The sequence below is a fragment of the Nocardia cyriacigeorgica genome (assembly GCF_005863245.1).
GTDB lineage: Bacteria > Actinomycetota > Actinomycetes > Mycobacteriales > Mycobacteriaceae > Nocardia > Nocardia cyriacigeorgica_C.
The window spans coordinates 665841-691080 of record NZ_VBUT01000002.1 but is presented as its reverse complement, the minus strand read 5'-3'; the positions used below and the strand labels follow the sequence as shown (position 1 = coordinate 691080).

The following is a 25240-nucleotide window of genomic DNA, read 5'->3' as shown; positions in this document are numbered from 1 at the left end:
GAGGGATTTTCGTGACCGAGAGCAACTTCGACTTCCTGCAGGCCGAGTGGCCGGAGCTGCACGGCGAGGCCGTCAGGGCGGAGCGTAGCGCGGTCGGTGATCCGCGGGTGGCGTGCTTCTTCGCGCGGCGGGCGCTGGAGTTGGCGTTGAATTGGCTGTTCAAAGCCGATGATGCGCTGCGCATGCCGTACCGGGATGATCTGAGCGCCAGAATCAATGAGCCGACGCTGACGCAGGTGGCGGGGTCGGCGATCGTCACGAAGATGGATGTGGTGCGGCGGCGCGGGAATATCGCCGTGCACCGCAGCACCGAGATTCCCGCGCAGGATGCGGTGAGTACCGTGGCGGAGCTGTTTCATGTGCTGTATTGGCTGGGGCGCACGTATGCGCGCACCGAGGCGGGTAAGCCGTTCGATGGGCAGCGGTTCGATACCTCGCTGATTCCGCGGCCGGTGCCGGCGGAGGTCCGGCGCAAGAAGCAGGCCGAGATCCGGCAGATGGCCGACGAGTTCGCCGCGCAGCAGGCGGAGCTGGCGGCGGAGCGGCGGCAGCGCAAGGAACTCGACGACGAGGTCAAGCGGCTGCGGGCCGCGGTAAAGGCGGCGAAAGCGGCCAATGCCACGGTGCCGGATCACCACGATTACAACGAGGCCGAGACCCGCACGAACTACATCGACCTGTTGTTGCTCGAGGCAGGGTGGACGTTGTCGGGGCCCGACGACCGCGAGTATCCGGTCAGCGGAATGCCGACGCCCAGCGGCAAGGGCAGAGCCGATTACGTGCTGTGGGACGACAATGGCAAACCGCTGGCGGTGGTGGAAGCCAAGCAGACATCGAAGAGTGTGGAATCCGGCAAGTACCAGGCGTCGCTGTATGCGGATGCGCTGGAGCGCGAGCACGGGCAGCGGCCGGTCATCTTCTACACCAACGGCCACCAGACCCAGATCTGGGATGACGATTTCTACCCGCCCCGGCCGGTGCAGGGCTTCTACACCAAAGACCAACTGCGCACGCTCGTTCAGCGCCGGGCCAAGCGCAAGAGCCTGTCCACCGAACCGATCAACGAGGCGATTGCGGGCAGGCACTACCAGAAGCGCGCCATCGGGCGCATCAACCACGCCTTCGAGAAGGATAAGCAGCGGCAAGCGCTGCTGGTGATGGCCACCGGGACGGGTAAGACCCGCACGGTGATCGCGCTGGTGGATCAGCTGATCCGGGCGGGCTGGGTGAAGCGGGTGCTGTTCCTGGCCGACCGGCAGGTGCTGGTGTCGCAGGCGACGAATGCGTTCAAGACGCATCTGCCGAGCGTGCCGACGGTGAACCTGCTCACCGACAAGGACGCCAACGCGCGCGTCTACGTGTCCACGTACCCGACGATGCTGAACCTCATCAACCAGATCGATGACACCAAACAGCGCCCGTTCGGACCCGGATACTTCGATCTGGTGATCATCGACGAGGCGCACCGCTCGGTGTATCAGAAATACGGGGCGATCTTCGAGCACTTCGACTCCCTGCTGGTGGGTTTGACCGCGACACCGAAGAACGAGATCGACCGCAATACCTACCGGCTGTTCCATCTGGAAGAAGGGGTGCCGACGGATGTCTACGACCTGGAACAAGCCGTCGCCGAGGGCTATCTGGTGCCGCCGGTGGCGAAATCGGTGCCGTTGAAGTTCCTGCGCACCGGCATCCGCTACGCCGAGCTCTCCGACGAGGAGAAGGAATATTGGGAAGACCTCGAATGGCGCGAGGACGCCGACATCCCGGATAGTGTCGACGCGCACGCGCTCAACAAGTTCCTGTTCAATCACGACACCATCGACCAGATGCTGCTGGTGCTCATGGAACAGGGCGATCGGGTCGCCGACGGCGAACGCATCGGCAAGACGATCATCTTCGCCCGCAACAACCGGCACGCCGAGTTGATCGTGCAGCGGTTCCGGGTGCTCTACCCCGACCTGCCCGGCGATTTCATCGAGATGATCACCCACAGCGTCAGCCACGCGCAGAGCCTGATCGACAAGTTCGAAAACCCTGCCAAGGCACCGCATATCGCGGTCTCGGTCGACATGCTCGACACCGGGCTCGATGTTCCCGCGGTCGCGAACCTGGTGTTCGCCAAGGCGGTGCGGACGAGTTCGAAGTATTGGCAGATGATCGGTCGCGGCACCCGGCTGTGCCCGGACCTGTACGCACCGAACCAGGACAAGCAGCGGTTCCTGGTGTTCGACCTGTGCCAGAACATCGAATATTTCAACCAGGACCTGCCCACCGCCGAGGGCCGCACGCAGGCGTCGATGAGTGAAAGGCTGTTCGAAGCCCGCGCGGACCTGCTGCGCGACATCGATAAGCTCCAGCCACCCGGTGAGCGACCCGCGGAGGTCCCGGCCGGGGAACCGGCCAGCCTTCCAGATGTGCGCTGGCAACTCGCCGAACGGCTGTGGGTGGAAGTGGCAAGCATGAACACCCAGAACATCGAAGTGCGTAAGGAACTGCCGCACGTAGAGAAGTTCGCCGAACGCCGCAACTGGGACATCGTCACACCCGAGGTCCGGATGGAGGTCAGCAACCTGGCCGGGCTGCCCACGCAGTTCAGCGACGACGATCCGAGCCCGGCCGCCAAACGCTTCGATCTGCTCGCACTGCGCTTGCAACTGGCCCAGCTCACCGGCGACACCACCTTCGACAAGCTCCGGGAGAAGGTCCAGGAGATCGCCTCGGCACTGCTGAATCCCAGTCTGAACAACATCACCGCCATCCGTCAGCGTCACGAGTTCATCGAGGACGTCGCCGGGGATGCTTGGTGGGACGACGTCACCGTTCCGATGCTGGAGACCATGCGCCGCCGGTTGCGGGGGCTGGTCAAGGCGATCCCGCCGAAGGACGCCCAGAACCCGCTCTACACCGACTTCCGGGACGAGCTCGGCGAGGTTTCCGACATCGAGATGGCTGTGCTGCCGGGCGGCGGCAAGGGTATGGCGCGTTTCGAGTCGAAGGTGCGCACGTACCTGCGCAGCCACGAAGACATGCTCGCCGTGCAGAAGCTGCTGCGCAACAAGCAGATCACCTCTGCAGACCTGGCCGAGCTCGAACAGGTCTTCCTCGACAACGGCTTCGGCACCGCCGAGGACATCGAGCACGCGGCCGCCTCCTACGGCGGCCTCGGGCTGTTCCTGCGCTCACTCACCGGCCTCGATTCAACCACGGCTACTGACGCCTTCGACGAGTTCCTCACCGGCCGCACCCTCACCGCCAACCAGCTGCATTTCCTCAAATTGCTCATCGACTACATCACCAAGAACGGTGTGATCGACGTGGGCGCCCTTTATGAGCCGCCGTTCAAATCGGTGGCGCCGACGGGACCGGAGGACATCTTCAGCGACGAGGAGGTCGACCGGATTGTCGCGGTGGTCAAGCACATTCGCACCACTGCATTACCAGATGCGGCCGAGCAGCATGCGGCCAGCGGATAGGGCAATGACAGGTCGCGGCGCGATCTGCAACCAGGTCGGGCAAGTGCTCGATCAGGTCTGTTCACGTACGTTTCAGGGCACGCAATGTCAGCCAACAGCCAGTTCAGTTCCATTCGTCAGCGGCGATCACGCTGACAGTTGGTCATGACCTCCCCGCAGACGTCCCATCGAATCCCTGACGATGATCAGGCCAATCGCTCGATCTCCGCAGCCAGTTCCGCCCCTGTCATCGGTTCTCGCGCGATGACCGCAATCGTGTCATCGCCGGCGATGGTGCCGACGATGTACGGCAGCGACGCCCGGTCGAGGGCGCTGGCCAGGAAATGCGCTGCGCCGGGTGGGGTGCGGAGGACGGCGAGGTTGCCGCTGGCGTCGGTGGAGACCAACAGGTCGCCGAGGAGTTTGGAGAGGCGGCCGGTGCCGCCGGTGACGCCGCGGACGGGGCTGCCGTCTTCGGGGACGACGTAGACGCCGGCGCCGCCGTCGGCGGCGCGCAGTTTCACGGCGCCGAGTTCGTCGAGGTCACGCGACAAGGTGGCCTGGGTGGTTTCGATGCCTTCGGCGGCGAGCAGGGCGGCGAGTTCGGTTTGGCTGCGCACCGAATGGGCCGACAGCAGGGCCACGATGCGGGACTGGCGGCCGGCCCGGGTCGCGGCGGTGGCCGGACCCGGGGCGCCGGTGTCGGAGCTGGGCACGCTCATCGTCGGCCGTACTGTCTGTCGAGCAGCCACACCAGCAGCGCCTTCTGGGCGTGCAGGCGGTTTTCGGCCTCGTCCCAGACCACGCTCTGCGGGCCGTCGAGCACCTCGTCGGTGATCTCCTCGCCGCGATGAGCCGGCAGGCAGTGCAGCACAACGGCATTCGGCTGCGCCTTGGCGAGCAGGCCGGAGTTGATCTGGAAGCGCCGGAATGGCCCGACCCGGTCGAGGCCGTCGTTCTCCTGGCCCATCGACGTCCAGGTATCGGTGACCAGGGCGTCGGCCCCTTCGGCGGCGATGCGCGGATCGTCGGTGAGGGTGATGCTCGCACCGGTCTCGGCGGCGCGGGCCTGGGCGGCCTCGACGACCCACGGCAGCGGCGCGAAACCCTCCGGCGCGGCGATGGTGACGTGCAGGCCCGCGGTGACACCGCCGAGCAGCAGCGAATGCGCCATATTGTTGGCGCCGTCGCCGAAGTAGGCGAGCTTGCGTCCGGGCAGCGGGCCGAGGTGCTCGGTGAGGGTGAGCAGATCGGCGAGCACCTGGCACGGATGGAACTCGTCGGAGAGCGCGTTCACCACGGGAACCGTTGCGGTGGCGGCCATTTCGTCGAGCCGAGTCTGTTCGAAGGTGCGCCAGACGATCGCGTCGACGTAGCGCGACAGCACCCGCCCGGTGTCGCCGAGGGTTTCCTCGCGGCCCAGCTGGGTGTCGCGTCCATCGACGACGACGGCGTGCCCACCGAGCTGGGCGATCCCCAGCTCGAAGGAGAACCGGGTGCGGGTGGAGTTCTTCTCGAAGATCACCCCGACCCCGCGCGGGCCCTCCAGCGGACGCCGCGCGAACGGCGCGCCCTTGAGTTCGGCGGCCAGCGCCAGCACCTCGGCCTGCTCCGATGGCGTCAGGTCGTCGTCGCGCAGGAAATGCCGCACGGCCGTGGCCGGGGTCGAGCCGTTCACGGGGGTGGAATCGGACAGCGTCATGCGGAGGCTCCCTTCGCGTCCGCTGCGGCGAGATCGAGGATCTCGGGCAGATCGGCGACGAAGTTGTCGGATTGGGTTTCGGTGAGCACCAGCGGCGGCGCCAGCCGGATGACGTTCGGCTTGGCGGGATTCACCAGGTAGCCGGCTTCCCGCGCGCGGACCTCCACCTGCGGCGCCACATCCTCGGTGAGGACGATGCCGATCAGCAGGCCGGCGCCGCGCACATGGTCGATCAGCGGATGCTCGAGCAGCGCGATGCCGTCGCTGAGCCGCTTGCCCAGCGATTCGACATGGGCGAGCAGGCCCTGCTCATCAATGGTGCGCAGCACCGCGAGCGCGGCCGCCGCACAGACCGGGTTACCGCCGAAGGTGGTGCCGTGCAAGCCCGGGGTGAGCAGCTCGGCGGCCTTGCCGGTGGCCAGCACGGCACCGATGGGCAGACCACCACCGAGGCCCTTGGCCAGGGTGATCACATCGGGGACGATGCCGAATGCCTGGTGGGCGTAGAACTTTCCGGTGCGCCCGATGCCGGTCTGCACCTCGTCCAGGATCAGCAGCGCACCGTGCTTGGCGGTGATCTCACGCGCCCGCACCAGATAGTCCATGGGCGGCACGACCACACCGCTCTCCCCCATCATCGGTTCGAGGAAGACGGCGGCGGTGTCGGCATCGACCACCCGCTCCAGCGCGGCGGCGTCACCGTAGGGCACGTGCACGACACCGGGCGGCATCGGCTCGAACGGCGCCCGCTTGGACGGCTGACCGGTGAGTGCCAGCGCGCCCATGGTGCGGCCGTGGAAGGCCTCGTCGCAGGCGATGATCTTGCGCCGGCCGGTGAGCCGGGCGATCTTGAACGCCGCCTCGTTGGCCTCGGTGCCGGAGTTGCAGAAGAACGCCTTGCTCTCACCGGTGCGGCCGTCGCCGAAGTGATCGAGCAGGCGTTCGGCCAGCTCGATCACCGGCTCGTTGCCGTAGATGTTGGAGACGTGCCCGAGCGTGCCGAGCTGGTGGGTGACCGCCTCCAGGATCGCCGGATGGGCGTGGCCGAGGCTGTTGACGGCGATGCCGCCGAGGAAATCGACGTAGCGGTTACCGTCGGCGTCGTAGACCACCGCGCCCGCACCGCGCACCAGCACGATGTCGGGGGTCTTGTAGTTGTGCATCAGGGCGGCCGACCACCGCTGCTGAAGTTCGGCTGTGCTCATGCTCCGGCTCCGTTTTCGTTCGTCCGCCCGGGCGAGGCTGGGGTGACCATGGTCCCGATGCCCTCTCCGGTGAACAGCTCGAGCAGCACCGAATGCGGGACGCGTCCGTCGATGACGTGCGCGCTGGGCACCCCGCCGCGCACCGCGCGCAGGCAGGCTTCCATCTTGGGCACCATGCCCGCATCCAGGCGCGGGAGCAACTCCGCCAGGGCGTCGGCGTCGATGGCCGAGGTCAGCGACGAGCGGTCAGGCCAGTCGGTGTAGAGGCCCTCGACATCGGTGAGGACCACCAGTTTCTCCGCGCCGATGCCTTCGGCCAGTGCGGCCGCGGCGGTATCGGCGTTGATGTTGTGCACGATGCCGTCGGCGTCGGGGGCGATGGTGGACACGACCGGGATGCGGCCCGCGCCGATGAGGTCGAGCACGGCGGCGGGGTTCACCTCGGTGACGTCGCCGACCAGGCCGATATCGGTGGCCTCGCCGTCGACGTCGACGGTGCGGCGGGTGGCGGTGAACAGGTGCGCGTCCTCACCGGAGATGCCGACCGCATACGGGCCGTGCGCGTTGATCAGCCCGACCAGCTCGCGCCCGACCTGCCCGAACAGCACCATCCGCACCACATCCATGATCTCCGGCGTGGTGACCCGGAAACCGCCGCGGAATTCACCGGTGAGCCCGAGCCGCTTCAGCATGGCGTTGATCTGCGGGCCGCCGCCGTGCACCACCACCGGGTGCACGCCGACGGTGCGCAGGAACGCCATATCGGCGGCGAAATCGCGCTTGAGCCGATCGTCGATCATGGCGTTGCCGCCGTACTTCACCACCACGATCTTGTCGTGGAACTTCTGCAACCACGGCAGCGCGTCGGCGAGGACGTGGGCCTTGTCCAGCGCCGACAGACTGTGCAGGATGTCGCCGGTCATGAGCTGTAGGCCGAGTTCTCTTCGACGTAGCCGTGCGAGAGGTCGGTGGTGCGGATGCTCGCGGTGCCCTCGCCGAGCCGCAGATCGATGAGCACGTCGATATCGGCGCCGGACAGGTCGACCTCGCGCGCGCCCGGTGCGCCCATGCCGTCGACGCACACCGGCTGCCCGTTGAACGACACCGAGATCACGTTCGGGTCCAGGGTGATCGGTGCGATGCCGACTGCGGCGAGCACGCGACCCCAGTTCGGGTCGGAGCCGAACAGCGCGGTCTTGACCAGGCTGTCGCGGGCCACGGCGCGCGCCGCGGTCAGCGCCTCGTCCTCGTTGACGGCGCCGGTGACGGTGACGACGACCCGCTTGGTGACGCCCTCGGCGTCGGCCATCAGCTGGGCGGCCAGGTCATCACAGACGGCGAGCACGGCGGCGTCGAGTTCGTCCTGAGTCGGCGTGACCCCGCTGGCGCCGTTGGCCAGCAGCAGCACGGTGTCGTTGGTGGAGCAGGAGCCGTCCACGTCGAGCCGGTCGAAGGTGAGCCGGGTGGCCTTGCGCAGCGCCTGGTCCAGCTGTTCGGCGCTGGCGTGAGCGTCGGTGGTGAGCACCACCAGCATCGTGGCCAGCGACGGCGCGAGCATGCCCGCGCCCTTGGCCATGCCGCCGACGTTCCACTTGTTCTTGTGATGGAACGACACCTCTTTCGGCACGGTGTCGGTGGTCATGATGGCGTAGGCGGCGTCGGTGCCGCCGGACATGCCGCCGCCCATTTCGTGCACGATCTCGGTGACGGCCGGAATCAGCTTGTCCATCGGCAGCCGGTCACCGATCAGGCCGGTCGAGCAGACCGCGATCTCGCCCGCGCCGGTCTCGGTGCCCCAATTGCTGAGCGCGGTGGCCAATTCCTCGGCGGTGCGGTGCGCGTCCTGGAAGCCGCCGGGGCCGGTGCAGGCGTTGGCGCCACCGGAATTGAGGATGACCGCGCGCAGCGCACCGGACTTCAGCACCTGCTGCGACCACAGCACCGGCGCGGCCTTCACCTTGTTGCGGGTGAACACGCCGGCCGCGGCGTATTCGGGTCCTTCGTTGAACACCAGCGCCAGATCGGGATTGCCGTTGGCCTTGATCCCGGCGGCGATGCCCGCGGCGCGGAAACCGAGCGGCGCCGTCACACCCTGGGTGCGGATCAGCTTGCCGTCGGCGGTGTCGGTTGTCGTCACGGTGCCACTCCTACGGTGGAAAGTCCTGCGGTCTCCTCGATTCCGAGGGCCAGATTCATCGATTGCACCGCGGCGCCCGCGGTGCCTTTGGTCAGGTTGTCGACCGCGCCGATCACCACGAGCAGGCCTGCGGCCTCATCGATGGCGACCTGGAGGGCGACAGCGTTGGAGCCGAGCACCGCACCGGTCTGCGGCAGTACGCCTTCGGGCAGCAGATGCACGAAAGGTTCGTCGGCGTACGCCTTCTCGTACACGGCGCGGGCCTCGGCGGCGTCCACCTTCACCGGCGCGGTGCAGGTGGCGAGGATGCCGCGCGGCATCGGCGCGAGCACCGGGGTGAAGGAGACGCTGACGTCGGTGCCGCCCGCGGCGCTGAGATTCTGCGCGATCTCCGGGGTGTGCCGGTGGGCGCCGGCGATGTTGTAGGCGCGAACCGAACCCATGACCTCCGAGCCGAGCAGCCCGACGTCGAGTTTGCGGCCTGCGCCCGAGGTGCCGCTCACCGCGACCACGGTGACCTTCGGTTCGATGATCCCGGCCGCGATCGCGGGGGCCAGCGCCAAGCTGGCCACGGTCGGATAGCAACCGGGGACGGCGATTCTGGTGGCGCCGCGCAGCTTGTCCCGGCCGCCGGGCAGTTCCGGCAGACCGTAGGGCCAGCTGCCAGCGTGCGGGCTGCCGTAGTACTTCTCCCACGCGGCGGCGTCGGTGAGCCGGAAGTCGGCACCGCAGTCGATGATGACCGTCGAGTCCGGTAGCTGTTCGGCGAGCGCGGCGGACTGCCCGTGCGGCAGACCGAGGAAGACCACGTCATGGCCGGCCAGTTCGTCGACCGTGGTGGGCGCGAGCACCCGGTCGGCGAGTGGCAGCAGATGCGGCTGGAGCGCACCGAGCCGGGTGCCGGCGTTGGATCCCGCGGTCAGCGCCCCGATGACGAGGCGCCCGGTTCGGTACTCCGGATGACCGAGCAGCAGGCGCAAGACCTCGCCGCCCGCGTACCCGCTGGCACCAGCAACCGCGACCCGCACGACGGGTCCGTCCGAGGAATCAACCATGTGATGATTATGCACGACCATGCAAGCTCATTCACCGGCGGTGCGGGAATTTCCCGCCTCCACACTACCGCCTGATGCGCTAGGATTAGAACATGCGTTCGAATCGAGTGTTCGACGATCGGTTGAAAGCCCTGGACAAGGCCACCGATGGTCTGCTCGCGCTCGACCTCACGCAGGCCTCCGACGCGGATTTGACCGAACTCCAGCAGCGGGTGGAATCGCGGACGCGGAATCTAGCGGGGTTCGTCGCCCGGGTGGTGGCGCATCGTCGTCGGCTGGGTGACCGCACGGAGTAGGGCGCGGAATAGGGCAGTGCACCAGGCCCGCGTCCCGGCCCGACCCCGGAAAGCCGGTCCGGCCGGTTCACTCGCGCCCCGATCACGCCGCAAGGCACGGGTTGGGCCCTACGGTCGCATAGCCGTGTAGTGGCTGGCGCCGTGGCCCGATGTCCCCGTCAGGCGCGGTCACCAGTTGGGGCCGGTCACTCCGTCACGCCCGCTCACCCGTCGCGACCCGGTCACCCGTCACGCCCGCTCACCCCGTCACGCCCGGCCCTCTCGTCGGCCCGTTCTTCTCGTCGCGCCCGATCTCGTCGTTGCGCCCGTTCATCTCGTCGCGCCCCGCCACGTCATCGGGTGACCGGTGGTCGCCGCGAGCACCCACCCACCGCGCGAGCAACGGGAACAGCAGCACAGTCGTCGCACCGGCCGCCACCATCGTGGACGCGAGCCCCTGCTCCATCAGACCGGTGCTGGTCGCCACCTGGGTGACGGCGACGATGATCGGCAGCCCCGTCGCGGCGTACAACGCCAGCTGCAACCGTTCGTGCGGCTCGCCGAGGTTGGCGCCGTGCTGGATGAACCGCTCACTGAACCACACCGGCACCCCGCGGGCCACCGCGATCGACATCACGAACAACGCCCACGTGAGCGGCTCGTCGGCGACCGCGGCCACGTCGATTCCCATTCCCGAGACGACGAAGAAGATCGGAATGAGCACGCCGTAGCCGATGGTCTCGAGCGAGGAACCGATCTCCGGGCGTTCACCGCCGACCAGTTTGCGCAGGATGATGCCTGCGGCGAACGCGCCGAGCACCACGTCGAGCCCGAACTCCTCCGCCAGCGTCATCAGCACCAGCAGCAGCAGGAACACCACCCGCACCGGCAGTTGAGCGGTCCCGGCCGACAGCTCGGTCAGCAGTCGCCCGACGGCGGGCACGCGGTCGAGGATGTGCTGGTGCATCAGGCCGATCAGCGCGGCCGCGATCGCGAACAACACCAGCACCACGATCGCGGCGCCGATATTGCGGCTGGTCAGCAGGATCGACATGGCCACAACGGGGCCGAGTTCGCCGACGGCGCCGTGCGCGAGGACCGCCCGGCCCAGCCCGGTGTCGAGGATGCCGCGCGCCTTGATGATCGGCAGCAGGGTGCCGAGCGCGGTCGAGGTCATCGCGATGGCTACCGCGGCGACGGCGGTGAACGTCGCGTCGTGGGCGACCAGCGCCACGAACACCATCGCCATGAGCAGGCACCCGACCCAGGTGAACCATGCCGTGCGTCCGGACTTGCCGCCGAGCAGGCGCGGATCGAGTTCGTAACCGGCCAGCAGGAACAGCATGCCGAGCCCGAGTTCGCTCAGCAGATCGACGCCGCCGCCGGTGCCGGCCAGGCCGAGCGCGTGCGGACCGAGCACCACTCCGAACAGCAGCAGGATCACCACATCCGGCACGAACCCGCGCAGCAGGCGCGCGATGAGCGGCGCCACGGCGGCAGCCATGGCGATCCAGAACAGCGACACGATCGGTGACAGGCTCGCGCTCTCGGCTGCCTCGGCCAGGTGCACCATCCGGTCATCGTGGCACGGCCGGACAGCCACCCACGGGTACGACACCGTGCGATATCGGCAGGTCGGACCGGTCGTCGTCTCGGTAACGGCATTTTTTCTTCGCACTGTCGATCCGGGGGTGGGCCGTTCGTGTAGGTGGTGAGACCGTGCATCGGCCGGTCCGGAAAGGAGCCGGAAATGAGCAAGATCATCGCTGTCGTGAGCGTGACGCTGGACGGAGTCATGCAGTCACCAGGACGCGCAGAGGAGGATCCACGCGACGGATTCACCCATGGCGGCTGGGCGTACCGATTCACCGACGAGGTGCAGGCCCGCGTCATGGCCGAGCACATGTCCGCGCATCGGGGCGCCTTGCTGCTGGGACGGCGTACCTACCTGGACTTCGCCGGGTATTGGCCGCACCAGTCCGGCAATCCGTTCACCGATGTGCTGAACAAGACCGACAAATATGTGGCGTCGACGACGTTGACCGAGCCGTTGCCGTGGCAGAACTCGATCCTGCTCGACGGCGACGCGATCCGTGCGGTGCCCCGGCTACAGCAGCAGCGGCCCGATCGGGATCTGGTGGTGCTCGGCAGCGGGAATCTGCTGCAATCGCTGATGGCGCACGGCCTGGTCGACGAGTATCTGCTGCAGATCCATCCACTGGTGCTCGGGAGCGGGCGGCGGCTGTTCGACGGACGGACCACGCTCGGCGATCTGCGCCTGGTCGACTGTGTTCCCACTACGACCGGAGTGCTGATCGCGACCTACCGCACCGCCGAGAGGAGCTGACGATGCCGCACTACCTGCTGGGGATCTATCAACCCGACACCGAGGAGGTGCCCGAGAATCTCGACGAGATCATGCGCGATCTCGAGGCCCTCAACGACGAGATCCGGGCCGCGGGGGCGTGGGTGTTCGCGGCCGGGCTGCACGCGCCGAGTGCTTCGACGGTGGTGCGTGCGAAAGGATCCGAGACGCTGATCACCGACGGGCCCTACATCGAGGCGAAGGAGCACATCGGCGGGTTCACCATCATCGAGGTGGCCGATCTGGACGAGGCACTGCGCTGGGCGAGCAGACTGGCCGCCGTGGTCACCTTGCCGATCGAGGTGCGACCGCTGGCCGAAGGGTAGCGGTGCGCTCCGGCGAGCGTGATCGCGACGACCGTGCGGCGCCACCGGTGACCGATGCGCAGATCCGGGAGGTGTTCCGCGACAACTACGGCCGTGCGGTGGCCTCGCTGATCCGCGTCTTCGGCGATATCGGCCTCGCCGAAGACGCGGTCCAGGACGCGTTCACCGCGGCAGTGGCACGCTGGCCCGAGGACGGGCTGCCGCCGAGCCCGCCCGGCTGGATCATCACCACCGCCCGCAACCGGGCGATCGATCGGCTGCGCCGCGAGGCTTCGCGCGCGGACCGGCATGCCGAGGCCGCACTTGTGCATGTCCGGGACGAGGAACCGGCACCGCCGCAGCCGGTGCCCGATGACCGGCTGCGGCTGATCTTCACCTGCTGTCATCCGGCGCTCGCGATGAACGCGCGGGTGGCCTTGACCTTGCGGCTGCTGGGCGGGTTGAGCACCGCCCAGATCGCGCGTGCGTTCCTGGTGCCGGAGCCGACCATGGCGCAGCGAATCGTGCGGGCCAAGAACAAGATTCGCGATGCCCACATCCCGTATCGGGTGCCCGGCGCCGACGAGTTACCGGAGCGGATGAACTCGGTGCTCGCGGTGATCTATCTGATCTTCACCGAGGGCCACACCGCCACCGGCAGTGCGGAATTGGTGCGCGCCGAGTTGTGCGCGGAAGCGATACGGCTGGGCCGTGTGCTGCGCGAATTACTGCCGGACGACCCGGAAGTGCTCGGCCTGCTTGCGCTCATGCTGCTCACAGAGGCCCGCCGCCCTGCCCGCACCGACGCCGACGGCACACCGATCGCTCTGGCCGAGCAGGATCGCCGCCGGTGGGATCGGGCGCTCATCGCCGAGGGGCACGCACTGGTCCGGGAATGCCTGCGCCGCAATACTCCCGGTCCGTATCAGATCCAGGCCGCCATCCATGCCGTGCACACCGACGCCGCCACCGCCGACGCCACCGATTGGGCGCAGATCGTGCAGCTCTACGACCAGCTGATGACGATTGCGCCGAGCCCGGTCGTCGCGCTCAATCGGGCGGTGGCCGTCGCCGAAACCGAGGGCCCGGCCACCGCGCTGGCGCTCATCGAGGATCTGCCGCTCGCGGACTACCACCTGTTCCACGCCGTCCGCGCGGATCTACTGCGCCGTCTCGGCCGAACCGCCGAGGCGCACACCGCCTACGACGACGCCATCCGCCACACGACCAACGAGGCCGAACGTCGCTACCTGATCCGCCGCCGCGAGGAGCTATCTCCGCGGCCGGATCCCGGGCGGTGACACCTACTCGGGCGCCGCGCCGACGTGTTTGCGGAGAAACGCCTCGAGCGGGGTGAGCACGGCCTGCGGGTCGTCGACGAACGGCCAGTGCCCGAGACCTTCCAGGATGTGGATCTCGGCGTCGGGGAAGAAGGCCCGCTGCTGGGCGGCGAAGCGCACCGGAATGTAGGGGTCGCCGTCGCCCCAGATCACGCAGACCGGCAGACCCTCGGCCGCGAGGCCCGAGTCCTTCTCCGGGAAGGCGCCGCTGGGATCGCGCGAATTGCGGTAGAGCCGCAACACGGCCCGCTTGTGCGCCCAATCCGAGTAGCGGGCCACCCGCTCGACGTAGCTGCGCGGGATCGGGCGGGGATTGTCGCGGCTGAGCGCGATCCGCATGGCGCGGGGGCTGCTCATCAGCTGGAACAGCTCACCGAGGACCGGGGTCTGCCAGATCTTGGCGTACCGGTGCCAGCGGTAGCCGTCGAGGACGCCGCAGTTGATCACCGACAGGCTCGCCAGTTTCTCGGGATGGTCCAGCATCCACCGCATACCCCAGGGCCCGCCGAAATCGTGCAGCACCAGATGCACCCGGTCGACGCCGAGCCGGTCGAGCAGCAGGCCGAGGAACCGGGCGTGCCCGACCACGCTGTGATCGAACGACGCCGGACGCTCCGACTGCCCGAATCCCGGCATATCCATGGCGATCACCCGTGCGAACCGGGCGATCGCGGGAGCCAGTTCGGCCCAGTCATCCATGGGTCCGGGGTTGCCGTGCACGAACACGACCGCTTCCCCGCTCCCGCCGGGATCGCTGTCGTAGACGGCGCAGCGCACACCGTCGACCGTGTGATGGGTGACCTCGAGTACCGATGTGGTGTCAGTCAATTGCGCAGCATCCTTGATCGTTGCCCCCGCCAGCTGCGATGCCACTGGCTACGCGGCGAAGCCTACGCCGACGCGTGCCGGCGGGCCGGGCTTCGACCGAACAGGGTGTGGCACTCAGTCCTTGTGCACGACGCGCTCCCCTTCGCCCGGCTTCCAGATGGTGATCTCGAGGCGATCGTCGACGACCTCGACCGACGACGCGGTCGTCAGATCGGCGACGAAGAAGTGATCGAACTCCTGATCGCGGAGGTCGAAACCGCTGTCGTCGAACAGCTTCTGCGCGAATCGGGCGTGCACCGCGCGGTCGGTGATATCGGTGACGCGGCCGAAGAGTTTGGCATCGCCGTCGGAGACATTGGTGTCGACGGTGGCGGTGTGCAGGCAGAACCGCGGATCGCGGGCCAGGTCCTTGAACTTCGTGGTGTCCGGCATGCCAACGATCACCAACTGATCCTCGAAGATCATCGGCTCGACCGGACTGATCCGCGGGAAGCCGTCGGAGCGGAGCGTGCCGAGCATGCAGAGGTTGCCGGTGGCCTTGTGCCGGCGCAGGAAGATCGCGGAGATCCGTGGCGCTTCTTCGGTGAACTGGCTCCAAGTGGTCATATCCCGACGGTACGAGCTATTGCTGACATCTTCTGTCAAGGTTTTCCACTAGGCTTCGGAGTGTGCGGGCGAGTCGATTGGTGCAGTTGCTGTTGCTGCTGCAAACGCGGGGCCGGTCCACGGCGGCGCAGCTGGCCGGTGAACTGGAGGTCTCGGTGCGCACGGTGTACCGCGATATCGAGGCGCTGTCGGCCGCGGGTGTGCCGGTATACACCGAGCCAGGACGGGCGGGCGGGGTCGAGCTGGTCGACGGCTACCGAACCCGGCTCACCGGCCTGACCAGCGACGAAGCCGACGCGGTACTGCTGGCGGGGCTGCCGGGCGCCGCAGCCGATCTCGGATTGGGCACGGTGCTGGCGACCGCGCAGCTCAAGGTGCTCGCCGCGCTGCCGCCGGAACTGCGCGGGCGCGCCACCCGCATCGCCGATCGCGTGCACATCGACGCCCCCGGCTGGTTCCACCGGCCCGAGGACACGCCCACCCTCGCCACCGTCGCCGACGCGCTCTGGCACGACCGCAGGCTGGCGGTGCGCTATGCCCGCAAGGACCGCACCGTCGACCGCACGCTGGATCCGCTCGGGCTCGTGTTGAAGGCGGGCACCTGGTATCTGGTGGCCCGCGACGGTGATGCGGTGCGGTCCTATCGCGTCGGACGCATTGCCTCGGCCACACCGAACGGCGAAACCTTCGACCGCCCGGCCGATTTCGATCTAGCCGCGCATTGGGCCGATTCTGCGGGCGAATTCGCCCGGTCGATATTGCGGGTCCGAGCCCGCTGCCGGATCAAGCGCACCCACCTGAGCCTGCTGCGCTTGATGAACGATCCTGCCGTCGTCGCCGAGGCGATGGCGTCGGCCGGTCCACCCGACGCGGACGGCTGGCTGGAGCTGACGGTGCCGTCCGAATCCTGGGACGTGCTGGTCACCGGGCTGCTCCCGCTCGGGGAGTTCGCCGAGGTGCTCGATCCACCCGAGTTACGCGCCCGCTTCGCCGCGACGGCTTCAGCGATGCACGCGCTGTACGGGCAGCCGACGAACTCACGCCGGCGGTTGCCAGGTGAGCGCGGGCGCGAATGAACCGAGCATCGCGCGTCCGGGGGTCAGCCGCAGGACCGTGTCGCGGAGGAACACCGCCGGTGCCGAGGACAATTGCGCGAGGACACCGATGCGGTGCGAGCGGCGGGCGATGTCCTGGGTGCGTGGGCGACGGACCCGGTCGTATTCCGCCAGGGCCGCAGGCACGGAATCGATCCGGTCGAGAAGAGCCGCGAGGGTGACGGCGTCTTCGAGGCCTTGGTTGGCGCCCTGACCCATATTCGGAGTCATCGCGTGCGCCGCGTCGCCGAGCAGCGCGATGCGGCCGAGGACATAGCTCGACAGCGGGGGCAGTTCGTAGATGTCGTGGCGCAGCACCGCAGCCGGGTCGACGGCATCCAGCAGGGCGGGGATCGGATCGTGCCAGGTGGCGAAACGCCTTCTCACTTCGGCGTATTCGCCGTCCGGACCGCGCAATCCCGGCGCCGAATCGGCGACGCCGAACATGTACACCCGGTCGTCGGGCAGGGCGATGACGCCGAATCGTTCACCGCGCCCCCAGGCCTGGCCGCCGTCATGCAGCGCGGGCACCGGATGCGCGGTGATCATCCGCCAGGCGGTGTATCCGGCGTAGCGCGGTGCGGGCGCGCCGCAGAACACCGATTGCCGAACCGCGCTGTGAATCCCGTCGGCCCCGACGACGAGATCGCCCGTGGCAACGCCACCGCTGTGGGCCACCTCGACGCCGTCATCGACATGTTCGACCCCGGTTACGGCGCAGCCGAGCCGCACCGAACCCGGCGGCAGCGCGCCGCGCAGGATCTCGAACAGGTCGGTGCGCGGGATCATCACGACCTCACCGAAGCGGCGGGCCAATGCGTCGGTGTCGGTGCGGGTCAGCCAGCGCCCGCCCGGGTCGCGGATCCCGGCGTCGGTGTCGGCCATGGCCCGCTCGCGGACCTGGGCACCGACGCCGAGCACATCGAGAGCGCGCAGGCCGTTGGCCCACACCGTCAGACCCGATCCGGCCTCACCGATCTCGGCGGAGCGTTCGAGGATCTGCACCTGCCAGCCGCGCCGGGCCAGCGCGATGGCGGTCGCCAGACCACCGATTCCGGCGCCGACGATGATCGCGCGCTGTCCGTCGTGTGTTGTCCCCGCCATCGAACCCTCCACTACATCCGTAGTAACGTCACTACAAATGTAGTATGGATCGGGTGGAAGAGAAACCTCTGGTGGCCGGGAACACACCGAGCGGGGCGAAGGCATCCGCGGGCCGCTCGGCATCGAGCAAGCGCGAGCTGGTCCTCGACGCCGCGATCGAGGTGCTCGGCACCCGCGGCCCGCGCGCGCTCACCCACCGCGCCGTGGACGAGGCGGCGGCGGTGCCGACCGGAACCACCTCGAACTACTTCCGCACCCGCGAAGCGCTACTCATCGGCGTCACCGAACGGCTCGAACAGCGCGACTACGCCGACTGGGCCGCCCTGAGCGATGCGCCCACGCCCGACACGGTCGACGCCCTGGCCGCGGACCTGACGCGCTTCGTGGTGCACGCGGTCACCACCGACCGCACCCGCACCCTGGCCCGCTACGCGCTGTTCCTGGAGGCGCAGACCGCACCGGCACTGCTGGAGTCCCTGCGCCGCGGGCACCTGCGGCTCACCGAGTGGGCGGGCACCATGCTGGGCGGCCTCGGTGCGGACGCCGCGGTCACGACTCCGGTGGTGGACTACCTCGAAGGCGTGATCATGCATCGCCTCGGCGCACCGCGGGCCGACGAGGATCCGGGGCCGCAGATGCGCCGCATGATCGCCGCGTTGATCGGCCCATCCGGTGCCGCCGGCTGATCACCCGAACGTGAACCGTTGCCCCGCAACAGTTCACGCCGCGGTCGCTACCCGGAGTTGCGCAATGCGGTGGCCAGGCCGTTCATGGTGAGCAGGATTCCGCGCTTCACCAGTTCCGAATCGTCGCCTGCCCGCAAACGTCGCAGCAGCTCCACCTGCATCTGGTTGAGCGGTTCCAGATAGGGGAAGCGGTTGTGGATGGATTCGGCCAATGACGGGTTGTCCGAGAGCAGGTGATCGTTGCCGGTGATGGCGGCGTGCATGCGGATGGTGCGGGCGTGCTCGTCGCTGATCATGCCGAAGATCTGCTCGCGCAGCGCCTGATCCTCGACCAGTTCGGCGTAGCGAGCCGCGATGGCGAGATCGCTCTTGGCCATCACCTGCGCCAGGTTCGACAGCACGGTACGGAAGAACGGCCAGCGCCGGTACAGATCGGCGAGGGTCGCCATCCGCTGCGGTTCGTCGCCGACCCAGTCCTCGAGCGCGGTGCCGGTGCCGTACCAGCCGGGCAGCATCACCCGCGCCTGACTCCACGACATCACCCACGGGATGGCGCGCAGATCGGCGACCGAGTTTGTGGGCTTGCGCGAGGCCGGTCTGCTGCCGATGTTCAGGTCACCGACCTCGGCGACCGGGGTCGATTGGCGGAAGTATTCGACGAATCCCGGTGTGTCGTGGACCAACCGGGCATACGCGGCGCGCGCCCGTGCGGCCAGCTCGTCCATCAGCTGGTAGGACGGTTCGGCGTCGGCGCCGAGGCCCTCCACGTCCAGCAGCGTCGACTCCAGGGTGCCTGCGATCAGCGACTCCAGATTCCGGTGCGCCGAACCGGATTCGGCGTATTTGGCCGCGATCACCTCGCCCTGTTCGGTGAGCCGCAACGACCCGTGCACCGCGCCGGCGGGCTGAGCCAGGATGGCGTCGTAGCTGCGGCCGCCGCCGCGGCCGACCGTACCGCCGCGGCCGTGGAACAGCCGCAACCGGATGCCGGTCTTGCGCGCCACCTCCACCAGATCCAGTTCGGCCCGGTACAGCGCCCAGTTCGCGGCCAGATAGCCGCCGTCCTTGTTGGAATCGGAGTAGCCGAGCATCACTTCCTGGCGCATCCCCTTGGCCGCCACCAGGTCTCGGTACACCGGCACCTCCAGCGCCGCCGCCAAGGTCGCCGCGCCCGCCCTGAGATCCTCGATCGTCTCGAACAACGGCACGATCCCGGCCGCGCAACTCGGCGATCCGCCGGGCGCGCCCGGATCGAGCAGCCCACCCTCCTTCAACAGCAGCGCCGCCTCGAGCATGTCGCTCACCGAGGTGCACATGCTGATGATGTAGTTCGGGATGGCGGGTTCACCGAAGGTCGCGACCACGTCGGCCGCGGCGCGCACGATATCGAGTTCCTTGGTCGCGAGCTCGCTCAGCCGCGCGTGCGGGCCGAGCAGCGGACGGCGGGTGCTCAGTTCCGCCGCCAGGATCCGCACCCGTTCGGGCTCCGGCAGACTCGCGTAGTCCGGGTGCACGCCCGCCCAGGCCAGCAGTTCGGCCACGACTTGTTCGTGCACCTCGGAGTTCTGCCGCATGTCCAGGCCCTGGAGGTGGAAGCCGAAGGTTTCCACCGCGTGGCGCAGCGCGGCCAGGCGGTCGTCGGCGAGCAGGCCGTCGCCGGAGGCGCGCAGGGAGGCGTCGATGGCGTCGAGATCGTCGAGCAGCGATTGCGGGTCGGGATAGGCGGGCGCGGTCTGGGTTCCGGTCGCGGTCGCGTCGGGCGCGCCGCCGGGCAGCGCACCGGGGACGAGGCCTACGCCGATACCAGCTCCCACTCCGAGCGCGGCGACACCGGTCGAGCGCAAAGGAACGCCGAGCGACTCCTCCGCCGTGGTGGTCAAGCGCTCCCGGATACGGTGCAGCGCACGGCGATACGGTTCGTCGGCGTGGATCGAGGGGTCGGCGTAGCCGGCGGCAGCCAGCTCCGATACCGTCTCGCCGACCTGCACCAGCCGGCCGGACTGCGACAGCGTCTTCTCCAGCTCCACCAGTTCCCGCAGGTACCGGCCGAACGCCACGCCCGCCGCCTGCCCGGCCGCGGTGCGCACCACGTCGGCGGTGACGTACGGGTTGCCGTCGCGGTCACCGCCGATCCAGGAGCCGGGGCGCAGGATCGGCTTCGGCAGCAGGTCGGCCTCGGGCCAGCGCGAGCGCAGCGCCGCGCGCACCTCGGCGTTGATCGCCGGAATCACATCGAAGAGGGTGAGCTCGTAGTAGCGCAGCCCCACCGCGATCTCGTCCTGAATCCGCAAGCGCGCCAACCGGATCAGGGCTGTGCGCCACAGCGTGAGGACCTGACGGCGGATCTCGAGTTCGAGGCCCGCGCGGTCACGTTCCGGGTAGTGCTGACGCCTGCGCATCAGTTCGGTGATCCGGCTCTGCACATCGAACACCGTGCGGCGCCTGGTCTCGGTGGGATGCGCGGTGATCACCGGCGAAACCAGCGCGTCGGTGAGCAGATCGGCGACCTTCGATGCGGGCAGCGCCGCCGCGTCGAGTTTGCGGTAGGTAGCCGCCAGCGACGAATCCTGCGGCGGCTCCCCCGCCGCCTCGTGCGCGGCGCGGCGCCGGTCGCGTTGCAGATCCTCGGCGAGATTGGCCAGCAGGACGAAATAGCTGAAGGCCCGGATCAGCGGCAGCGCCACATCGATGTCGACCCCGTCGAGCATGTCGGCGACGGCGCTGCGCCCGACCTCCTCCCGGCGCACACGGAACGCCTCGACGCGGACCCGTTCGATGAGGTCGAACACCTCGGGGCCTTCGTGATCCCGGATGGTGTCGCCGAGAACACCGCCGAGGAATCGGATGTCCTCGCGCAGCGGCCGGGTCGCGTCCTGCTCGGTCTCGATCCGCGGTTCGGTCATGGTCCGACAGTACTGCCGGAGATTGCCGAACATCTGCTCGGTCGGGCGGTGCGTCGGGCGGGGCGAGACGCTGCGGCGCGGGCTCGCGCGCCCGTTACCGGCGGGTTCTCAGAGTTGCCGGATGACCCGCGCCGGGTTGCCCGCCGCGAAGACCCGGGACGGCAGATCGCGAGTGACCACGCTGCCCGCGCCGACCACCGTGTCGTCGCCGACAGTGACGCCAGGGCAGACGATCACCCCGCCGCCGAACCAGACGTTGTTCCCGATGACGATGGGCGCGGCCGACTCCCATCGCTGCCTGCGCCGCTCGTGGTCCTCCATCGGATGCAGGGCCGTCAGCAACTGACAGCGCGGCCCGATGGAGACGTCGTCGCCGATGGTGATGGGCGCGCAGTCCAGCAGGATCGCGTCGTAGTTGAGGAAACTGTTGGCGCCGATCTCGATGAGGTAGCCGTAATCGCATTGGAATCGCGGCATGATCCAGGAACCCTCGCCGAGCTTTCCGAGCAGCTGCCGGAGCACCGCGTCGCGGCGGTCGGTCTCCGCGGGTCCGGTGCGGTTGAACTCGTCGCAGAGGGTCTGCGCCCGCCGCCGTTCGGCCACCAGTTCGGGATCGTTGTCCCGGTAGAGCTCACCGGCCAGCATGCGTTGCTTGTGCTCACCCATTCGCCCCACGGTAGCGGGTATGCGGCCGAACCCGCCCCGGTCTCCTGTCGCGTCCACTACGGCGTCGGCGGCACTGCACCGAGCATGAGCGGGCGGCGCACTTCCGCTGACCCGCCCGCGGACTTCCGATATCCTGCGGCGGGCCGGTCACCTGCACGGTGACCGGCAAGCTTCGGGAGGGCGAGATGGTGGACGGGGCGGCGTTCGGCCGGTACCGGTTGGGCCGGGTCATCGGCGAGGGCGGGATGGGGCGGGTGTACGAAGCCTTCGACACCGTGACCGACCGGACGGTGGCGCTGAAGGTGCTGCCGGAAGCGCTGGCCGCCAACGGCGAATTCCGCGAACGATTCCGCCGCGAGGCGCACGCCGCGGCCAGATTGCGCGAGCCGCATATCGTGCCGATCCACGACTACGGCGAGATCGACGGGCGGCTGTTCCTCGACATGCGCCTGATCGATGGCGTCGATCTCGGCACCGTCGTGGCCGAGCACGGGCCGCTGCCACCCGCGCGGGCGGTGCACGTCATCGAGCAGGTCGCCGCCGCATTGGATGCCGCGCACGCCGCCGGACTGGTGCACCGCGACGTCAAACCGTCCAATATCGTGCTCGGCGACCGCGATTTCGCCTACCTGATCGATTTCGGCATCGCCCGCGACGATTCGGCGACCGCGATGACGAGCATCGGCACCACCCTCGGCACCTTCGCGTATATGGCGCCGGAACGTTTCACGCCCGGGCAGCCGACCGACGCACGCGCCGACATCTACTCGCTGGCCTGCGTGCTCTACGAATGCCTCACCGGCGCCCGGCCTTTCCCCGGGTCCGTCGTGGCCGAGCAGATCGCCGCGCATCTCACCGCCGAACCGCCGCGGCCGAGCCGCGCCCGTGCGGGGATCCCCGAGGCGCTGGACGAGGTGGTTGTGCGTGGGATGGCCAAGCTGCCGGAGCAACGGTTTCCCAGTGCCGGTGCGTTCGCGGCCGCCGCGCGCCGCGCGCTCGATTCGGCGCCGGACGGTGGGGTGGAGACCGATCCGCGTCGAGCGCCGACGTCGATCGGGTCGGGAGCAGGCAGCCAAGCACGGGATGGGTCGGCACCCGGCCGGGCGGCGGTCGGCGCAGCCGCGCCGGGCGCAGCATCGGCAATGGGATCAGCACCGGGCGAACCCGCGCCAGGCGGGTGGACCCCCGGCGCGCTGATGGTCGGTGAGTCGGCACCGGGCGCGGCGCCCACTGTCGTCGCTTCGCAGGCAACGCCCGCACCCGTACCGGCCGACAAGGCGGGTATCGGCGGTCTCGCCCTCGCCTGCCTCGTGGTGGTGTGTGGGCTGACGATCGCCCGGCTGATCGCGGCCGCGGCGAGCTACGGCGAGCAGCATTCGGTCAGCTTTCCCGACTTCTGGCTTCCGGTACTGGCATTGGTGACCGTTCTGGCGCTCGCGGTCCGCGCGCTGGTCGTGCGGCGGCCCTCCGCGGTCATCGCGTGTGCGGGTGTGCTGTTCGTCGCGTCGTTTCCGATGGCGCTCGGCGATTGGCGCGCCGATGTCACAGCGAACGCGGTGGCCGCGCTCGGTGTCAGTCGTGCCCTGGTGCTGCTGGTGGTTTTCGCCGCGCTGGCCGTGCTGATGGGCATCGGTGTCGCGGCCGCCGCTCCTGGCCGCGCGGCCACGGCAGCACCGGACGGCATCCACGTCGGCGGCAGCTCCGCGCCGTACGCCACCTGGGCGCAGCGGGTGGGTGCGGCGCTGCTGGACGGACTACCCGCCGGCCTGCTCGCGGGTCTGGGGGTCGGGCTCGCGCGGGCTTCGAGCGGCGCTCACTCCTCCGGCGGCGGCCTGGTGGTGATGATGCTCTGTTACGCCGGGCTGATCGCCTACCTCATCTGGAATGCCGGTTTCCGGCAGGGACTTTCCGGTCAGACCTGGGGCAAACGGGTTGTCGGGATCTCGGTCGTGGATGCGCAGACCGGACGTCCGCTCGGCGCCGGCAGGTCGGTCGGCCGCCAGCTCGCGCACATCGTCGACGCGCTGCCGTGCTATCTCGGCTTCCTGTTTCCGCTCTGGGATGCCAAGGCGCAGACCATCGCCGACAAGATGATCGGCTCGGTCGTAGTGCTCGGCACGCCCACCGCCCCTGGAGCCCACCACCCCTCCCCCGACTCGCGCTCGGCCGCCACCGAAGTGGCACCGCACGCGCTGGCATCAACCGATCCCGGCTACGCGAGTGCCGGAGGCAACAGCCGGCCTGTCGGCCACCCCGATGGCCCGCCCACCATCCCTTCGGCCGACCATCCCGCCGCCGACCCGCGCTCAGCCGCCACCGAAGTGGCACCGCACGCGCTTGCGTCGGCCGACCCCGGTTATGCGAGCGCCGTCGGCAGCCGCCCGCTTGCCGGCCGTCCCGGTGGCCCGTCCAGCGCGCCCACTACGTCCGACCCACGGTTGGCCGTCACCGAGGTCGCCGCCGCGCAATCGAACGCAGCGATCTCCGGGATCACGCAGCCGGGCCAAGGCCGCGTCGAGTTCATCTGGGGCGCGGCGGTACTCGCACTGGTGGTGGTCGTGGGTGTGGCTGTGGCCGTCACCCAGGCTGAGTCGCGAACAGATAAGACTCGTATGCCCAAGATCGTCGACACCATCGAGGTGTCTGCCGGGGCACAAGAGATCGCGGTCGATCCGGTCAACCGCAGGGCCTATGTGACCGGCGGGATGGGTGAGCCGGTCTCGGTGATCGATACCGGCACCCACGAGGTCGTCGGCACGATCGCCGCCGGTCCCGACCCCGGTGGCCTGGCGGTCGACCCGGGCCGGGGCATGCTCTACGTGACCGATGGCGAGCAGCGGACCGTTGCGCTGATCGACACCGGTACGCGCACAGCCGTCGCGACCATTCCGGTCGGCTACGACCCGCAGTCGGTGATCATCGACCCCGACTCTTCCACGATTTATGTCATCGGTAGCTCCGATGTGTCGATCGTCGATACCGCCACCCGCACGGTGACCGCCACGATTCCGGTCGACAGCGGAACGCGCAAAGCAGCCCTCGATCCGGGCACCGACACCCTCTACGTCGTCGCGGACCAGGACCTGATGATGATCGACACCAAGACCAGCACTGTCACCGGCAGCCTGGCCATCCCTACCTACGACCGCTACCCGAATCCGCTCGATGTGGCGGTCGATCCGGCCACGCACCTCGTCTACGTGACGGCGTACGGCGGAAACGACTCCGATGATCGGACGCTATCGATCATCGACCCGGGTACTCGCGCGGTGCTCGCCGCCCCCACCGCCGACGGCAATGCTCTCGATATCGCCATCGACCCGAGCGGACACACCGTCTACATCGCCAACTACACCGACGTTCAGGTGATCGACACGCAAGAACGAACTCAGATCAGCTCGGTCGACCTCATGGCCGGCCACAGCGCCGAAGACATCGCCGTTGACACCACAACGCATTCCGTCTATGTGACCGACGGTTCGTCGGTACTCGTGCTCAGCCGCTGACGCCCCGC

The 25240-nt window shown here is 68.7% G+C and carries 20 protein-coding genes; 8 read left to right on the top strand and 12 right to left on the bottom strand.

All coding sequences use genetic code 11. From position 1 onward, the window contains the following. The first annotated feature begins 11 nt into the window (after positions 1-11). Positions 12-3476 carry a DEAD/DEAH box helicase family protein gene (locus FEK34_RS06415; RefSeq protein WP_138446883.1) on the top strand — a complete coding sequence of 1155 codons (3465 nt, stop codon included), beginning with the start codon at positions 12-14 and terminating at the stop codon, positions 3474-3476. A 185-nt stretch (positions 3477-3661) separates the two neighbouring features. Here FEK34_RS06415 and FEK34_RS06410 read toward each other — a convergent pair whose 3' ends face one another. The 6 genes from FEK34_RS06410 to argC are packed head-to-tail and all read right to left on the bottom strand — an operon-like array spanning position 3662 to position 9554. Continuing rightward, positions 3662-4177, bottom strand: a complete 516-nt coding sequence (locus FEK34_RS06410; protein WP_036535915.1) for an arginine repressor — start codon at positions 4175-4177, stop codon at positions 3662-3664. Next, positions 4174-5157, bottom strand: a complete 984-nt coding sequence (argF, locus tag FEK34_RS06405; protein ID WP_138446882.1) for an ornithine carbamoyltransferase — start codon at positions 5155-5157, stop codon at positions 4174-4176. The genes FEK34_RS06410 and argF overlap by 4 nt, the downstream gene beginning before the upstream one ends. Then, the gene (locus tag FEK34_RS06400; RefSeq protein WP_138446881.1) at positions 5154-6362 is read right to left on the bottom strand and encodes an acetylornithine transaminase; all 1209 of its coding nucleotides are present in this window, start codon (positions 6360-6362) and stop codon (positions 5154-5156) included. The genes argF and FEK34_RS06400 overlap by 4 nt, the downstream gene beginning before the upstream one ends. After that, complete coding sequence (gene argB / locus FEK34_RS06395; protein WP_138446880.1) at positions 6359-7285, bottom strand: acetylglutamate kinase; 927 nt, start codon at positions 7283-7285, stop codon at positions 6359-6361. The genes FEK34_RS06400 and argB overlap by 4 nt, the downstream gene beginning before the upstream one ends. Next, the gene (gene argJ, locus FEK34_RS06390) at positions 7282-8499 is read right to left on the bottom strand and encodes a bifunctional glutamate N-acetyltransferase/amino-acid acetyltransferase ArgJ (RefSeq protein WP_138446879.1); all 1218 of its coding nucleotides are present in this window, start codon (positions 8497-8499) and stop codon (positions 7282-7284) included. The genes argB and argJ overlap by 4 nt, the downstream gene beginning before the upstream one ends. Continuing rightward, positions 8496-9554, bottom strand: coding sequence for an N-acetyl-gamma-glutamyl-phosphate reductase (gene argC, locus FEK34_RS06385; protein WP_138446878.1), 1059 nt, complete (start codon positions 9552-9554; stop codon positions 8496-8498). Before argC ends, argJ begins: the two co-directional genes overlap by 4 nt. A gap of 92 nt (positions 9555-9646) precedes the next feature. Here argC and FEK34_RS06380 point away from each other — a divergent pair, with 92 nt between their 5' ends. Further along, positions 9647-9850 (top strand): hypothetical protein, encoded by a 204-nt coding sequence (locus FEK34_RS06380; protein ID WP_138446877.1) that lies wholly within the window; start codon positions 9647-9649, stop codon positions 9848-9850. Positions 9851-10088: 238 nt separating this feature from the next. On the opposite strand, the gene FEK34_RS06375 is transcribed toward FEK34_RS06380, so the two are convergent. After that, positions 10089-11402, bottom strand: a complete 1314-nt coding sequence (locus FEK34_RS06375) for a cation:proton antiporter (protein ID WP_138446876.1) — start codon at positions 11400-11402, stop codon at positions 10089-10091. 177 nt (positions 11403-11579) lie between these two features. Between FEK34_RS06375 and FEK34_RS06370 the strand changes: the two genes are divergently transcribed. From FEK34_RS06370 to FEK34_RS06360, 3 genes are read left to right on the top strand one after another with little or no spacing between them, the layout of a single operon-like run. Next, positions 11580-12176 carry a dihydrofolate reductase family protein gene (locus tag FEK34_RS06370; protein ID WP_138446875.1) on the top strand — a complete coding sequence of 199 codons (597 nt, stop codon included), beginning with the start codon at positions 11580-11582 and terminating at the stop codon, positions 12174-12176. Positions 12177-12178: 2 nt separating this feature from the next. Beyond that, the gene (locus tag FEK34_RS06365; protein ID WP_138446874.1) at positions 12179-12520 is read left to right on the top strand and encodes a YciI family protein; all 342 of its coding nucleotides are present in this window, start codon (positions 12179-12181) and stop codon (positions 12518-12520) included. Between the two features lie 47 nt (positions 12521-12567). Then, positions 12568-13800, top strand: a complete 1233-nt coding sequence (locus FEK34_RS06360) for an RNA polymerase sigma factor (RefSeq protein WP_138446873.1) — start codon at positions 12568-12570, stop codon at positions 13798-13800. 3 nt (positions 13801-13803) lie between these two features. On the opposite strand, the gene FEK34_RS06355 is transcribed toward FEK34_RS06360, so the two are convergent. Together FEK34_RS06355 and FEK34_RS06350 are read right to left on the bottom strand one after the other, a co-directional pair. Further along, positions 13804-14667: an alpha/beta fold hydrolase gene (locus FEK34_RS06355; RefSeq protein WP_138446872.1), complete on the bottom strand. Its 864-nt coding sequence runs from the start codon at positions 14665-14667 to the stop codon at positions 13804-13806. A 114-nt stretch (positions 14668-14781) separates the two neighbouring features. Further along, positions 14782-15273, bottom strand: a complete 492-nt coding sequence (locus FEK34_RS06350) for a pyridoxamine 5'-phosphate oxidase family protein (RefSeq protein WP_138446871.1) — start codon at positions 15271-15273, stop codon at positions 14782-14784. Positions 15274-15335: 62 nt separating this feature from the next. Between FEK34_RS06350 and FEK34_RS06345 the strand changes: the two genes are divergently transcribed. Continuing rightward, the gene (locus FEK34_RS06345; protein ID WP_138446870.1) at positions 15336-16349 is read left to right on the top strand and encodes a helix-turn-helix transcriptional regulator; all 1014 of its coding nucleotides are present in this window, start codon (positions 15336-15338) and stop codon (positions 16347-16349) included. Here FEK34_RS06345 and FEK34_RS06340 read toward each other — a convergent pair. Continuing rightward, positions 16311-17471, bottom strand: coding sequence for an FAD-dependent oxidoreductase (locus FEK34_RS06340; RefSeq protein WP_138446869.1), 1161 nt, complete (start codon positions 17469-17471; stop codon positions 16311-16313). The genes FEK34_RS06345 and FEK34_RS06340 overlap by 39 nt on opposite strands. Positions 17472-17524: 53 nt before the next feature. On the opposite strand from FEK34_RS06340, the gene FEK34_RS06335 reads away from it, so the two are divergent. Then, positions 17525-18157, top strand: a complete 633-nt coding sequence (locus FEK34_RS06335) for a TetR/AcrR family transcriptional regulator (protein ID WP_249358814.1) — start codon at positions 17525-17527, stop codon at positions 18155-18157. Positions 18158-18204: 47 nt separating this feature from the next. On the opposite strand, the gene ppc is transcribed toward FEK34_RS06335, so the two are convergent. Together ppc and FEK34_RS06325 are read right to left on the bottom strand one after the other, a co-directional pair. Continuing rightward, positions 18205-21060, bottom strand: a complete 2856-nt coding sequence (gene ppc / locus FEK34_RS06330; RefSeq protein WP_138446867.1) for a phosphoenolpyruvate carboxylase — start codon at positions 21058-21060, stop codon at positions 18205-18207. A gap of 108 nt (positions 21061-21168) precedes the next feature. Continuing rightward, positions 21169-21726 carry a sugar O-acetyltransferase gene (locus FEK34_RS06325; protein WP_138446866.1) on the bottom strand — a complete coding sequence of 186 codons (558 nt, stop codon included), beginning with the start codon at positions 21724-21726 and terminating at the stop codon, positions 21169-21171. A 158-nt stretch (positions 21727-21884) separates the two neighbouring features. Between FEK34_RS06325 and FEK34_RS30655 the strand changes: the two genes are divergently transcribed. After that, complete coding sequence (locus FEK34_RS30655; RefSeq protein WP_138446865.1) at positions 21885-25232, top strand: protein kinase domain-containing protein; 3348 nt, start codon at positions 21885-21887, stop codon at positions 25230-25232. Positions 25233-25240 lie beyond the last annotated feature (8 nt).